Origin of the sequence: Ralstonia sp. 1138 (assembly GCF_040544795.1) — a bacterium.
Lineage (GTDB): Bacteria > Pseudomonadota > Gammaproteobacteria > Burkholderiales > Burkholderiaceae > Ralstonia > Ralstonia flatus.
In genome coordinates this window covers 1,138,416-1,151,495 of sequence record NZ_JBEPKQ010000001.1, presented here as the reverse complement: position 1 = coordinate 1,151,495, position 13,080 = coordinate 1,138,416, and the positions used below count along the sequence as shown (strand labels likewise).

The 13,080-nt window shown below is 65.5% G+C and carries 14 protein-coding genes; 8 read left to right on the top strand and 6 right to left on the bottom strand.

What is annotated here, in order from left to right:
- Nucleotides 1–17 precede the first annotated feature (17 nt).
- From ABIC76_RS05010 to ABIC76_RS05000, 3 genes are all read right to left on the bottom strand, one after another.
- Nucleotides 18–1,694 carry a methyl-accepting chemotaxis protein gene (locus ABIC76_RS05010; RefSeq protein ID WP_354533170.1) on the bottom strand — a complete coding sequence of 559 codons (1,677 nt, stop codon included), beginning with the start codon at nucleotides 1,692–1,694 and terminating at the stop codon, nucleotides 18–20.
- Between the two features lie 228 nt (nucleotides 1,695–1,922).
- A complete protein-coding gene (locus ABIC76_RS05005) occupies nucleotides 1,923–2,738 on the bottom strand; it encodes an anti-sigma factor family protein (protein WP_354533169.1) in 816 nt (271 codons plus the stop codon).
- Nucleotides 2,728–3,363: an RNA polymerase sigma factor gene (locus tag ABIC76_RS05000; protein WP_027679655.1), complete on the bottom strand. Its 636-nt coding sequence runs from the start codon at nucleotides 3,361–3,363 to the stop codon at nucleotides 2,728–2,730. Before ABIC76_RS05000 ends, ABIC76_RS05005 begins: the two co-directional genes overlap by 11 nt.
- A gap of 213 nt (nucleotides 3,364–3,576) precedes the next feature.
- On the opposite strand from ABIC76_RS05000, the gene ABIC76_RS04995 reads away from it, so the two are divergent.
- Together ABIC76_RS04995 and ABIC76_RS04990 are read left to right on the top strand one after the other, a co-directional pair.
- Entirely contained in the window at nucleotides 3,577–4,536 is a 960-nt protein-coding gene (locus ABIC76_RS04995) for a metallophosphoesterase family protein (RefSeq protein WP_354533168.1), read from the top strand.
- A 1-nt stretch (nucleotide 4,537) separates the two neighbouring features.
- On the top strand, nucleotides 4,538–4,915 hold the full coding sequence (locus ABIC76_RS04990) for a cupredoxin domain-containing protein (protein ID WP_102065623.1): 378 nt from the start codon (nucleotides 4,538–4,540) through the stop codon (nucleotides 4,913–4,915).
- 70 nt (nucleotides 4,916–4,985) lie between these two features.
- Here the strand turns inward: ABIC76_RS04990 and ABIC76_RS04985 are convergent, their stop codons facing one another.
- Both ABIC76_RS04985 and ABIC76_RS04980 read right to left on the bottom strand, forming a co-directional pair.
- Entirely contained in the window at nucleotides 4,986–5,504 is a 519-nt protein-coding gene (locus ABIC76_RS04985) for an SRPBCC family protein (RefSeq protein ID WP_102065624.1), read from the bottom strand.
- Entirely contained in the window at nucleotides 5,494–5,838 is a 345-nt protein-coding gene (locus tag ABIC76_RS04980) for an ArsR/SmtB family transcription factor (RefSeq protein ID WP_102065625.1), read from the bottom strand. The genes ABIC76_RS04985 and ABIC76_RS04980 overlap by 11 nt, the downstream gene beginning before the upstream one ends.
- A 136-nt stretch (nucleotides 5,839–5,974) precedes the next feature.
- Between ABIC76_RS04980 and ABIC76_RS04975 the strand changes: the two genes are divergently transcribed.
- Nucleotides 5,975–6,571 carry a J domain-containing protein gene (locus tag ABIC76_RS04975; protein ID WP_354533547.1) on the top strand — a complete coding sequence of 199 codons (597 nt, stop codon included), beginning with the start codon at nucleotides 5,975–5,977 and terminating at the stop codon, nucleotides 6,569–6,571.
- Nucleotides 6,572–7,137: 566 nt separating this feature from the next.
- Here ABIC76_RS04975 and ABIC76_RS04970 read toward each other — a convergent pair.
- Nucleotides 7,138–8,043, bottom strand: a complete 906-nt coding sequence (locus ABIC76_RS04970) for a LysR substrate-binding domain-containing protein (RefSeq protein WP_102065627.1) — start codon at nucleotides 8,041–8,043, stop codon at nucleotides 7,138–7,140.
- Between the two features lie 165 nt (nucleotides 8,044–8,208).
- On the opposite strand from ABIC76_RS04970, the gene mdcA reads away from it, so the two are divergent.
- The 5 genes from mdcA to mdcE are packed head-to-tail and all read left to right on the top strand — an operon-like array spanning nucleotide 8,209 to nucleotide 12,800.
- Nucleotides 8,209–9,897: a malonate decarboxylase subunit alpha gene (gene mdcA, locus ABIC76_RS04965; protein ID WP_354533167.1), complete on the top strand. Its 1,689-nt coding sequence runs from the start codon at nucleotides 8,209–8,211 to the stop codon at nucleotides 9,895–9,897.
- A complete protein-coding gene (locus ABIC76_RS04960; RefSeq protein ID WP_354533166.1) occupies nucleotides 9,897–10,826 on the top strand; it encodes a triphosphoribosyl-dephospho-CoA synthase in 930 nt (309 codons plus the stop codon). The genes mdcA and ABIC76_RS04960 overlap by 1 nt, the downstream gene beginning before the upstream one ends.
- The gene (locus ABIC76_RS04955; RefSeq protein ID WP_354533165.1) at nucleotides 10,813–11,118 is read left to right on the top strand and encodes a malonate decarboxylase subunit delta; all 306 of its coding nucleotides are present in this window, start codon (nucleotides 10,813–10,815) and stop codon (nucleotides 11,116–11,118) included. The genes ABIC76_RS04960 and ABIC76_RS04955 overlap by 14 nt, the downstream gene beginning before the upstream one ends.
- Nucleotides 11,119–11,127: 9 nt before the next feature.
- Entirely contained in the window at nucleotides 11,128–11,973 is an 846-nt protein-coding gene (locus ABIC76_RS04950) for a biotin-independent malonate decarboxylase subunit beta (RefSeq protein WP_206273831.1), read from the top strand.
- Nucleotides 11,970–12,800, top strand: a complete 831-nt coding sequence (gene mdcE, locus ABIC76_RS04945) for a biotin-independent malonate decarboxylase subunit gamma (RefSeq protein WP_354533164.1) — start codon at nucleotides 11,970–11,972, stop codon at nucleotides 12,798–12,800. Before ABIC76_RS04950 ends, mdcE begins: the two co-directional genes overlap by 4 nt.
- Nucleotides 12,801–13,080: the final 280 nt, after the last annotated feature.

Here is a 13,080-nt window from a genome sequence, read left to right as displayed (position 1 = left end):
TGCGCACGCGCGTCGGATCAGGCTTCGATCTTGAAACGCGACACGCCGGTACGAAGCTGGTTGGCCACCAGCGTCAGGTCATCAATGGCCTGCGACGACTGGCGCAGCGATTCCGCCGTCTGCTGTGCGGCTTCCGACAGCTGCGACAGCGCCTGCGTAATCTGCTCGGCGCCGGTGGCCTGCGTCTGCATGCCTTCGTTCACCATCTGGAAGCGCGGGGCGAGCGTCTGTACTTCGGTAATGATCTGCGAGAGCTGCGTGCCGACCTGCTGCACGTCGCGCATGCCGCGCCGCACCTCTTCCGAGAACTTGTCCATGCCCATCACGCCGGCGGATACGGCCGATTGGATTTCCTTGACCGTCTGTTCGATGTCGTACGTGGCCACCGCCGTCTGGTCGGCCAACCGGCGGATTTCCGTGGCGACCACCGCAAAGCCGCGGCCGTACTCGCCGGCCTTCTCGGCCTCGATGGCGGCGTTGAGCGACAGCAGGTTGGTCTGGTCGGCCACCTTGGTGATGGTGGAGACCACCTGGTTGATGTTGGTCGCCTTCTCGTTGAGGATGGCCAGCTTGGCGTTGACCGAACCCGCCGCTTCCATCACGCCGCGCATGGTGTCTTCCATGCGGGTCAGGCCGCTCTGGCTGGCGCCGGCCAGGGTGGCCGACTGCTCGGCCACGCTCGACACCTCGTTCATGGTGCGCAGCAGGTCGCGGGAGGTGGCAAAGATCTCGCGCGACGTGGCGCCGATCTCGGTGGTGGTCGCGGCCGTTTCGGCGGCGGTGGCCTGCTGTTCCTTGGAGGTCGCGGCAATCTCGGCCACGGACGTCGTCACCTGCAGCGAAGACTTCTGCGCTTGCGATACCAGGCTCGCCAGCTCTTCAGCCATGCGGTTGAAGCCTTCTTCCAGCGTGCCGAATTCATCGTTGCGGCGCAGGTCGAGCCGGCCGGACAGGTCGCCGGTGCGCATGTCGTCGTGCGCATCCACCACACGCGCCATCGGCACCGTGATGGCCTTGAACAGCGCATAGCCCAGCACCAGCGCGGCAAGCAGCACCACGCCCAGCGCCACGGCCAGCGTCACCTCGGTGCTTTGCACGGACGCACGGATCTGGCGGGCCGACTCATCGGCCACGGCCCGGTTGTCGGCAACGAGCTTGTCGGCCAGCACCGTGGCTTCCTCCCAGACCGGCACGGCGCGCTTGGCGACGGCCTGCGCTGCCGGCTTGGACGTACGGGCGAGCTGCATCGCCTCGTTGAACATCGGCAGGTACTTGTCGACGGCTGCCCGATAGACGCGGAAGCGCTGGCGGTCGTCGTCGCGGTAGATGGTGCTTTCGTAGTCGGCCGAGTGTTTGTCGAGGTCACGCACGATTTGTGCGGCGCGCTCGAAATCGCGATTGGCAAGCTCGGGGGTGTCATCCACAAACAGCGCGCGCTCCAGCATCGCGTGGCTGTTGCGCGTGGTCGCCCGCAGCGATGTCGACAGATACAGCCCCGGAACGGAATCACGCTCGAGGCTCAGGGCTTCCTGATCGATCGCACGCAAACGCGCGTAGGAAACCACCGCCATGATCACCATCAGCACGAACAGCACACCGAAGCTGAAGACGATGCGGTTGCCAAGCGAGAAGCGGCCGCCGCGAAGCATGCCTGACAGGGTTGCGTTGCTGATGCGGGGCGTCGCAGAGACCATGTTTGAAACCTACAAGAAGCCAAAAGAGAAGACAGCAGCGAGAAACGCGTGGAAGCGGCGCAAAGCCGCCATACAGAACTGTTGAGAATGGTAAAGGAACGTATCGGTCACCGGAACCGAAACCTTTGTGATTTGGCGCCAATACGAGGGTAAGCCCGTGCCCTGTCAACATCAAAGCACGACCTGTTGAGCACCCGCGCGCACACGCGTGCCGCCCGGTGTCTGGCCTCACCCCCCGCGCACGGCCAGCGCAAACGCTTGCGCCACGTCCGCAGACGCATCGGTGATGGCCCAGTAGCCCATGCCGGCGCTGCGCCAGACGACGAGCTGATAGCCGCGTTCGGTACGCACCGCCGGCTCGGTGTCGCTGCCGGCCTCGGGGCGTACGTACAAGTCGACGGGATGCTGCGACGCGCGGTAGACCAGCACCGCAACCGGACGCCCGTCGATGTAATCGAGCCGTCCACCGATCAGCGGGAAACCGCGTGCGGCAAGGTCGGTGACGGGCGGCGCGTAGTCGATGCGACCGTTGAACCACGGCTTGACGGTATGACGATCCGATGACAGGACATCAGTCTCGCGCGCACCCAGCAGCGCCCGCACATGGCTGGCCGTGATGTCGTGCGCGGTGAGCGCCTCGGTATCGGGCCGCCCGACGAGAACGCCCACCCCGAGCGCCACCGCCGCCAGCGCGCCCGCCCCCAGGCCCAGCCCAAGCGATGGCGTGATCAGCCAGTGGGCCAGCCGCTGCCGTGACGATTCCGCCCGGCGCGGCGCGCGCGTGGCAGCGGGTTCGGGCCGCGCACCGGCTTCGGCCTGCACGGCGCGCAACACCCGCTCGTTCAAACCCGCCGGCGCCTTCATGTACAGCGCCGGCGCACGCAGCCCCTGGCGCAGCGCTCGCACCACGCCATCGTGGCGCGCTGCGATGTCGGTGCAAGCGGCACACGTGCCCAGATGCGCTTCCATGCGCAGGCTGTCGGCCGCACCGAGTTCGCCATCGGCGCGGGCGGCCAGCAGCGCGCGGATGTCGTCACAGTTCATGGCGGGCCTCCTTGGTGCTGTTTCCCATGCCGCCCGATGCGCGGATGGGCGTCACATTGGTGCGCGGTGGCGCGGTGTCTTCCGTCAATAAGCGTGCGAGCTGCTGCCGCGCACGTGCCAGCCGCGACATGACCGTGCCGATGGGCGCATCGACCACGGCGGCAATGTCGCGGTACGGCAGGTCTTCCAGTTCACGCAGAACAAGCACCTCGCGATACGGCACCGGCAATTGCGCCAGCGCGACATGGACGCGGCGCACATCGTCGATGCGGGCGAGCAGCGCGGCAGGGTCGATGCCGTAGCTGGCGCTGTCGTCGTGCGCCTGTCCTGCTGCTGCATCGTCGTCCCACGGCTGGGCTGGCGCCTGCTTGCGGCGCGCGCACTCCGAGAACCACGTGTTGCGCACGATGGCGAGCAGCCACGGGCGGCCATCGCCGCCGCGAAACCCGCCGAACAGCCGGAATGCGCGCAGGCAGGCTTCCTGGACGATGTCGTCGGCGTCTTGCGCGTCGCCCGAAAGCCAGCGCGCCAGGTTGTAGGCAGCATCGACATGCGGCAACACCGCCTGCGCAAAGCGCTGCGCATCGGTGGGCAGATCGGGCGTGGGGTCCGGCAAGTCGGGCAGGTCGGGCATGGCGGCCTGGAGGCGGTTGACCTCCGTATACCTGGGTGCAATCCAGTTTATTCCCGCCCCGAAGAAATTTTGTGAAAACGCGAATCTCGTGGAATACGCGCGCACGCCGGCCGGTATGACAGGCAGGACCGGCGCTTCTCCATTTCCAATTCCATCGCGCTGGGCCCGTTTCCCAAACTCAGCCATCTATTGCAGGGGACACCCATGAGCAAGCAACCCGGACGACGCCAGTTCCTGCAACTGGCCGCGGTCGGCGGTCTGGTGTACGCATCCGGCCTGCCCGGCTGGCAAGCGATGGCGGCCACCACGCGCGCCGCCGGCGCCAAGCCAGATGATTTCTATTTCGTGCAGTTATCCGATACGCACTGGGGCTTCAAGGGCGCCTCCAACCCGGATTCGCAAGGCACGCTGCCCAAGGCGATTGCGGCGGTCAACGCCCTGTCGCCGGCGCCGGATTTCGTCATCTTCACGGGCGACCTCAGCCACATCAGCGACGACCCCGCCGAGCGCCGCAAGCGTCTGGCCGAGTTTCGCGACATTGCCGCGCGGATCAAGGTGCCGGTGGTGCATTACATGCCGGGCGAGCACGACGCCTCGCTCGACAACGGCGAGGCCTATATCGAACTCTTCGGCCGCACGCATTATTCGTTCGATCACAAGGGCGTGCACTTCATCTCCATCGACAACGTGTCGGACCCGTCCGCGCGCGTGGGCGATGCACAGCTCGCGTGGCTGGCGGCGGATGTGCGCTCCGTGCCGGCGCACACGCCCATCGTCGTGTTCACGCACCGGCCGCTGTTCGATCTGTACCCGCAATGGGATTGGGCCACGCGCGACGGCCAGCAGGTCATCGACTTGCTGATGCCGCACCCCAACGTGACGGTGTTCTACGGCCACATCCACCAGGAGCATCACCACATGACCGGGCACATCGCGCACCACTCAGCGCGCTCGCTGATGTTCCCGCTGCCCGCACCGCCCGCGCCGGGCTCGCAGGCAAAACGCAACCCGATCCCTTGGGATGCCGCCGCCCCGTATCGCGGCCTGGGCTGGCGCACCATCGCGGAGCACGGCAAGCAGGACGCCGCCACCTGGGCGCTGGCCGAGCAGCCGATCCAACCCACCAGCGAAGCCACCGCCACCAAAACCCCGGAGACCACCTGACATGCGCGCCTTCATCGCACACAACCCCAAGCGCCGCCTGGCGCTGCGTCAGTTCACCGTGCTCGCGGCAGGCGCAGCCCTCGCCTGCATTGCGCACGGCGAGGGCCCGGTGGTCATCCGCGTGCACGCGCGCAAGTTCACGTTCACGCCCGACAAGATCACGCTCAAGCGCGGCGTGCCGGTCGTGTTCGAACTGACCGGGCAGGACATCCTGATGGGTTTTTCGATTCCGGATTTCAACGTACGGGCCGATGTGGTGCCGGGGCAGACCGTGCGGCTGGCGCTCACACCCGACAAGACCGGCACGTTCGATTTCCTGTGCGACATCTTCTGCGGCTCGGGCCACGAGACGATGAATGGAACGCTGACCGTCACCTGAAGCGCAGCGCCGCATACCCAACGCAAAACGCCCCGAACAGGTCGGGGCGTCTTCATCTGCGAGCGCGGTCTTAGGCCAGCGCGTCGCGCTCGGCCAAGGTCAGCAGCAGTTCGTCGAGTCGCTCCAGGGTGGAGGTCATGCCGTCCTTCATACCCATGTCGATGACCTTCTGCACATCCTCCGGCGAGTTGTACAACACCACGGTCGTCACGAGGGTGCGTTCGTTCGCATCGGCAAAGGTGACTTCCCAGCGGGCGCGGGGCAGATCCGGATTCACGGCGCCGTCTTCATCAGAAAAGGCATCAAGGACCGAATAGCCGTCGATCGGGTTGATCTTCTGATAGTCCTGACGGCTCCAGAACGACTGTCCATCGGGGGTGATCATGGCGTAGTGCCAGTAGCCACCCTCTTTGAATTCCATATGCTTGGTCTTGGTGGTCAGCGGCTTGGGCGCAAACCACTGATCGAGCAGTTCGCGCTTCGTATGGCAATCCCACACAAGCTGGCGCTTCGCCGCGAACTCTCGCCTCACCGTGAGGCTGCTCTTTTGCATGTCGACCACGAAATCAAACCGAAGATCAGCCTTCATTGCCTTCTCCTTGGAGTTTCTCTAAGAGGTTGTCCAGATTGCCGTACCTGCTTGCCCAGATCGCGTGCTGTTGCTCAAACCAGCGCTCGGCAGCGGCCAGCTTCTTGCGCTCGAGCATGCACGTCCGGATTCGGCCGCTCTTTTCCGAGCGGACCAGCCCGACGCCTTCCAGCACCCGCATGTGCTTCATGAACGACGGCAGCGCCATGTCGAATGGCCCTGCCAGTTCACTGACCGTCGCGGGCCCTTCGCCGAGCCGTTGAATAACCGCCCTGCGCGTTGGGTCCGAAAGCGCGTGAAATACCGCGTCTAGCGCAATTCCATTGTTATCCATTTGGCTAACTATACGCTTCAGAGTCCGTCGATGCAAGCGCGCTCAACGACGCGTGTTGATGCGCGACATTGGCCCGCAAAAGTGTCCACATACCCATGCTAGGATGACCCTCCCCCCGGCAGCCGCCACACCGCACATGACGACCATCTACGCGACCCTCGGCGTGCAGCCGGACGCGACCCTGGACGAAATCAAGCGCGCTTACCGCCGCGCCGCAATGAAGTGGCACCCCGATCGCAACCCCGGCCGCGAAGCCGAGGCCTATGCGGCGTTCCAGGAAATCCGCGAGGCCTACGCCATCCTCTCCGACGCTGAGCAGCGGCGCGTCTACGACGAGGTCTTCGCGCAGGAAATGCAACGCTGGCAAGCGGAGCGTGAGGCACACGAAGCACAGGAGCGAGAAGCGCAACGCGAGCGCGAACGCCTCGCGCAGGAACACTACGAAAAAATGGTGGCGATCGCGATGCGCTTTGCCGACGCCGGCCACAATCGCGACGTCCTGTTCGGCGTGCTGCTCGGCAGGGATTGCGATGCAGAACTCGCCGCGCGCATTGCCGACAGCGTGTGGGCCTTGCAGGAAGCACGGCGCTCGCCCGAACCTGCAACGGAGGTGTCCGACGCACAGCCTGCGCCGACACCTGAAGACGCACCCGCTTCCAAAGTCGACGAGTCTGCATCGCCGCGGCGTGCGTTCGAGTCGTTCTGGCAGGGGTTGTTTGGTCTGCGGCAATAGGCAATAACGCCGGCAAGTCGGCCATGCGTCGGCCGAACGTAGGCGAATTCTGATTTATAGTTTCGCCCCTGCTCAGACGAAGCAGCCATCGGTACACTCTGCGCCATCGTTTTCCGTGCCATAGAGAAAGCGATCGAGGCTTGGAACCCTCGGACATAACGGGCAAGCGCCGAGCATAGGTGCTTGTCCTCAACCGCTATGGCTTGGCTTCGTCTCCCTCATTGGGCGAGCCAGGCTTGTACGGCTTCGGCCGTGCCGATCGTTATGTCTCGGTGTTCCAAACCTGCCTGTGCTCGCCCACCCCTCCCAAGGGTTGGGCGCGCTTCCGTTCATCACATGAAGAGGAATGCCGTGACCCGCTCGATCTCTCACGTCACCCGTTCACGCGCGGTGTTCAACCGCAACGCTGCCGGCAACGCGTGCGCTACAAGCGCGACAGATACGCCGGAACACGCCAAGCAACAACGCTGACTTGATGGGCGACCCAGGCGCATCCCGCCTGCGGGTGCCGATGTTGCAGCGTCGGCGCCGGGGCTTGTCTGGGCTCGCCCGCCCTTACACCGGCGCTATCTCGCCCCCAACAACCGACACTCCGCCGACAGCGCCAACAGATTCGGATCGCGTTCCCGATTGCGCTGCATCACCAGCACGATGTGCTGGCTGATCGCATAGCGCGCGGCCAGCGGAATCAGCTGCACCTTGGGGCTGAAATCGGCCACACGGCGCGGCAGCAGCGCATACCCGATACCGCCGCTCACGAGGTTCATGAGCGAGAAGATGTCGCCCACGCGCAGCGCGATCTGCGGGGCAAAGCCGGCCTTGTCGAACGCCGCCATGAAGTCGTGGTACGTCGCAAAGTCGTCGCCGAGTGCGACGAACTTTTCGCTGCGCACGGTTTGCAGATCGATCTCGGCCGATGCTGCGTACGGCGAGGCGAGCGGTGCGGCAAACAGAATCTCATCGTCGAACATCGGCACGGTCAGCAGATCGGGATTGCGCAGCGGCTCGCCCAGCGCGATGACGATGGCGTCGAGTTGCCCGTCTTCCAGCTTGGCGAGCAGGCTGCGGTTCGAGCCGAGGGTGAGTTCGATGTCGAGTGCGGAGCGGCGCGTTTTCAGGCCTGCAAAGATGCGCGGCAACGTGCCCACCGTCATCGAATAGAGCCCGCCGATCTTCAGCGTCGTTGACGAAAAGCCCGCAGCTTCGCGCGTGCGGCGCACACCGGCTTCGCACTCGGCCAGGATGCGCTCCACGTGTTCGGCAAACACGTAGGCGGTCGACAGCGGAATCAGCTTGCGCCCATCGCGTTTGAACAGCGGGCAGCGCAAACCCTCTTCCAGCGAATGCAGCGCGCGGTGCACGCTCACCGTGCTTTGCCCCAGCGCCTCCGACACGCGGGCCATGTTGCCCAGCGTCATGAACGACTGGAAGACCTCCAGCTTCTTCAGGGTGATGTCTTCATCGATTGCCATGGCAGGGGCTCCTCCGAGCGCGTTCTGCAGGCGCGCTGCTATCAGAATCGGCCATTGTTTCATTAACTTCAAGTTAATGAAATCGCGCCTAGGTTGATTGAAGTGCACCTTTTTACAGCCTACGGTACAGGGCATCAAATCAATCAAGGCTGGAGACGCCACCCAATGCAACCGATGCCCAACCAATCGGCAAACGGGGTCCACGCACCCATCCCGCCGCAATGGCGCCGGCGGCGCGACGAAAAAGAACGCCACCTGACTGCAGCGCGCCGCATTGCCAACGGCAAGGTCATTCCCACCGGCGACATCGTCGCCGCACTCGAAGCGCTGCTCGCCCCAGGCGACCGCGTCGTGCTGGAAGGCAACAACCAGAAACAGGCGGATTTCCTCTCGCGCTCACTCGCCAAGGTGAACCCGGAGCGCCTGCACGATCTGCACATGATCATGCCGAGCGTGAGCCGCGCCGAACACCTCGACATTTTCGAAGCCGGCATCGCGCACAAACTCGACTTCTCGTTTGCGGGGCCGCAGAGCCTGCGCATCAGCCAGTTGCTGGCCGACGGGCTGCTGGAAGTGGGCGCCATCCACACCTACATCGAGCTGTATGCACGGCTGGTGGTGGATCTGATTCCGAATGTGTCGCTGGTGGCCGGCTTCAAGGCCGATCGCGACGGCAACATCTACACCGGCCCGAGCACCGAAGACACGCCCGCGCTGGTCGAGCCCACGGCGTTTTCCGACGGCATCGTCATCGTGCAGGTCAACGAGATCGTCGATGACCCGGCCGACCTGCCGCGCGTCGACATTCCCGGCTCGTGGGTCGACTTCATCGTGCAGGCCGACAAGCCGTTCTACATCGAGCCGCTCTTCACGCGCGACCCGCGCCTCATCAAGCCTGTGCACGTGCTGATGGCGATGATGGCGATTCGCGGCATCTACCAGCGGCACAACGTGCAGTCGCTCAACCACGGCATCGGCTTCAACACGGCCGCCATCGAGCTGATCCTGCCGACCTACGGCGAGCGCCTGGGCCTAAAGGGCAAGATCTGCCGCAACTGGACGCTGAATCCGCATCCGACGCTGATCCCCGCCATCGAATCCGGCTGGGTGGAAAGCGTGCACTGCTTCGGCACCGAACTGGGCATGGAGCGCTACGTGGCCGCGCGTCCTGATGTGTTCTTCACCGGGCGTGACGGCTCGCTGCGCTCGAACCGCATGCTGTGCCAGCTCGCCGGCCAATATGCGGTGGACCTCTTCATTGGCGCGACGCTGCAGGTGGATGGCGACGGGCATTCGTCCACCGTCACGCGCGGGCGGCTGGCCGGCTTTGGCGGCGCGCCCAACATGGGCCACGACCCGCGCGGCCGCCGTCACGCCACGCCCGCGTGGCTCGACATGACCGAACCGGTGACGATGCTCGAGCGCGGCAAGAAGCTCGTCGTACAGATGGTCGAAACGTTCCAGGAAGGCGGCAAGCCCACCTTTGTCGACACGCTGGATGCAGTGGCCGTGGCGAAGCAAAGCGGCATGCCGCTCGCGCCCATCATGATCTACGGCGACGACGTCACCCACCTGCTGACCGAAGACGGCATTGCGTATCTCTACAAGGCACGTTCGCTGGAAGAGCGGCGCGCCATGATTGCGGCGGTGGCGGGTGTCACGTCGATCGGCCTGCGGCATGACCCATCCAAGACCGAACAGATGCGCCGCGACGGCCTGATCGCGCTGCCCGAAGACCTCGACGTGCGCCGCAGCGATGCCAGCCGCGAGCTGCTCGCCGCCAAGAGCATCGCCGACCTGGTCGAATGGTCCGGCGGCCTGTACGACCCGCCCGCACGCTTCCGGAGCTGGTAATGGAAAAGACATTGCAACGGCCCCTGCCGGCCAGCCCGAAAGCACGCGCGAAGCGATTGGCCGCGCTGGTCGAATCTGCCCTCATCGACGAGGTGACGCTGTCGCCCAAACCCGGCCTGGTGGATGTGCGCGGCAACGGCGCGCATCACGATCTGGACTGGACGCTGATGGTGCATTCCGCGCAGACGCTGCGCCCCGCGTTTGAAGCCATGGCGCTGGCCGGCGCGCAAATCGAAATGCAGGCCGGTGCACAACTCGCCCTGCGCGAGCGCATCGGCCGCCTGGGGCGCGAAGGCGAAGCGGCCATGCTCGAGGCCACCGGCGGCGTCAACACGCACCGCGGCGCCATCTGGGCGCTTGGTCTGCTGGTCACGGCAGCCGCACAAGCGCCGCATGCATTGAGCGCAGCCGCAGTTGCGGGCCGCGCCGCGCGCCTGGCAAACATTCCCGACCGCTTTGCCCCCGTCTCGACTGGCCACAAAGGCGAGCGCGCCTGCAACGACTACGGCGTCGGCGGTGCCAAGGGCCAGGCCTGCGCCGGCTTCCCGCACGTGATCAAGGTGGCGCTACCTGCGCTGCGCGAAGCGCGTGCGGCCGGCATCCGTGAAGACCACGCCCGCGTGGATGCATTGCTCGCCGTCATGGCCGCGCTGGACGACACCTGCGTGCTCGCACGCGGCGGCGCCCAAGCACTGCGCGTTGTGCAAGCGGGCGCGGCCGCCGTGCGTGCAGAAGGCGGCCTTGCAACACCGCAGGGCCGACGCGCATTCCGCTCGCTCGAACACGACATGCTGGCCCTGCACGTATCACCGGGCGGCGCCGCCGACCTGCTGGCCGCGGCGCTGTTCCTTGATCGCCTGCCGGCAACGCCACACGCAATGTCCGACATCGAATCCGCTCATCAGGAAACCGAACATGGAGCAGCTTGATTTTCAGTTCACCGGCGGCGCACCCGCTGGGCGCCGTGCATACGCCGGCGTGGTCGGCTCGGGCGACCTCGAAGTGTTGTTGACGCCGGGCAACGCCGGCCAGATCGACGTGGCCATCACCACGTCCGTCAATGGCATGAGCGCGACGTGGCAGGCGCAGCTTGCGCGTGTGTTCGGCTCGCACGCGTGGCCGGCGGCCAAGATCATCATCAACGACTTCGGCGCGACACCGGCCGTGGTGCGGTTGCGGCTTGAGCAGGCGCTTGAATCGCTTAACGCGCTCGAGTCATAAGGAGACGCCATGTCACGCAATCCGATTGAACGCGACAGCTTTATCGAACGTGATGCGCGCCGACGCGCCATTGCGCTGCTCGACCCCGGCACCTTCCGAGAGCTGCTGGATCCGTTCGAACAATTGACCTCGCCGTGGCTACCGCGTCAGGGCATCGTCACGCAGGCCGATGATGGCGTCGTCGTCGCGCGCGGCACACTGGGCGGGCAGCCCGCGGTGGTGCTCGCCATTGAGGGCGCCTTCCAGGGCGGCAGCATGGGCGAAGTGTCCGGCGCCAAGATTGCCGGCGCGCTGGAGCTGGCGGTGGAAGACAACCGCAACGGCATTCCCACACGCGCCGTGATTGTCTTCGAAACGGGCGGCGTGCGGCTGCAGGAAGCCAACCTGGGCCTGGCCGCCATTGCTGAAATCCATGCCGGCATCCGTGCGCTGCGCGAGTACGGGCCGGTGATCGGCATCACCGCAGGCGTGGTCGGCTGCTTTGGCGGCATGAGCATCGCCGCGGGCCTGTGCAGCTACCTGCTGATGACGCGTGAAGCGCGCCTCGGCCTGAACGGCCCGCAGGTCATCGAGCAGGAAGCCGGCATCGACGAATACGACTCGCGCGATCGTCCCTTCATCTGGAGCCTCACCGGAGGCGAACAACGCGCCGCCACCGGCTTGGCCGATGTCTGCATCGAAGACGATTCCGTCACGATCCGCGCGCAGGTGATCGAGTGGCTGCGTGCCGGCGCACCCGCGCGCCAGCGCAGCGAGCAGATCGACCACTACCTCGCACAACTCGCCGCTGTCGACACGTCGCGCCAAGCCACGGCAGAAGATGTACGCGCGCACTACGCAAAGGACGTCGCATGAGCCAGAACGAACTTTCCACGCGCGGCGCAACCTGGATGCGCGCGCTCGCCGTCGGCACACCGGTGCCGGGTTACGGCAGCACGCTGCAAGTCGTCGATGCCGCGCTCGCGGGCCAGCCCGCGCGCTACATCGCCGTCGTGCCCGACGCCGAGAACCGCTTCCCTCGCGCACGCAACGGTGAAGTCGGCCTCGTCGAAGGCTGGCAGCTCGCGCGTGCCGTGCGCGATGTCATGACTGCAGATGCCGCGCAGGAAAAGAAGCGTGCCATCGTCGCCGTCATCGATGTGGCAAGCCAGGCCTACGGCCGCCGCGAGGAGGCCTACGGCATCCACCTCGCGCTGGCTGCAGCGGCGGACGCCTACGCTGCCGCACGCCTGGCCGGCCACCCCGTCATCGGCCTCATCGTCGGCCGCGCCATGTCGGGCGCATTGCTCGCGCACGGCTACCAGGCCAACCGCCTGCTCGCCCTGGACGACGCCGACGTGATGGTGCACGCAATGGGCAAGGCCGCAGCCGCGCGCGTAACGCTGCGCTCCGTCGCCGACCTGGAACGCCTCGCACAAGAGATTCCGCCCATGGCATACGACATCGCCAGCTTCGCGTCGCTCGGGTTGCTGTGGAAACTGCTGAAGGTGCGATCCGCCGACGCGCCCGACGCCAGCGACGTCGACACCGTGCAGACCGCACTCGCCGCAGCACTGGCCGACATCACAGCCGACCCATCGCGCGGCCTGGAAAGCCGCCTGGGCGCACCGCTGCGCAACGCATCGTCGGAAGTCCGCAAACGCCTGCGCGAGCAATGGAACGCCCAGCCAGAAGGCGCATAACGAACCGTAGACACATCGCGGCGCCAACACATGCGCCTCGACGGTTTGGCCGTACCTGCCCTAGATGGCGCCTTGAATTTCTGTTGCAGGGAGGAAAAAGAGAGGAGGCTGTTTGAGCGAAGCGAGTTTGCCTCCTCTCCCTCCCTGCGACAGAAATTCAAGGAGTCTTTCGCCATCTCGGGCGCGCCTTTCTTTGCTTACTTTCTTTGGCAAGACAAAGAAAGTAAGTCAGCCCCGGCAGGGGATGAAACAAGGAATGCACCACCAACGCAGTCAACGC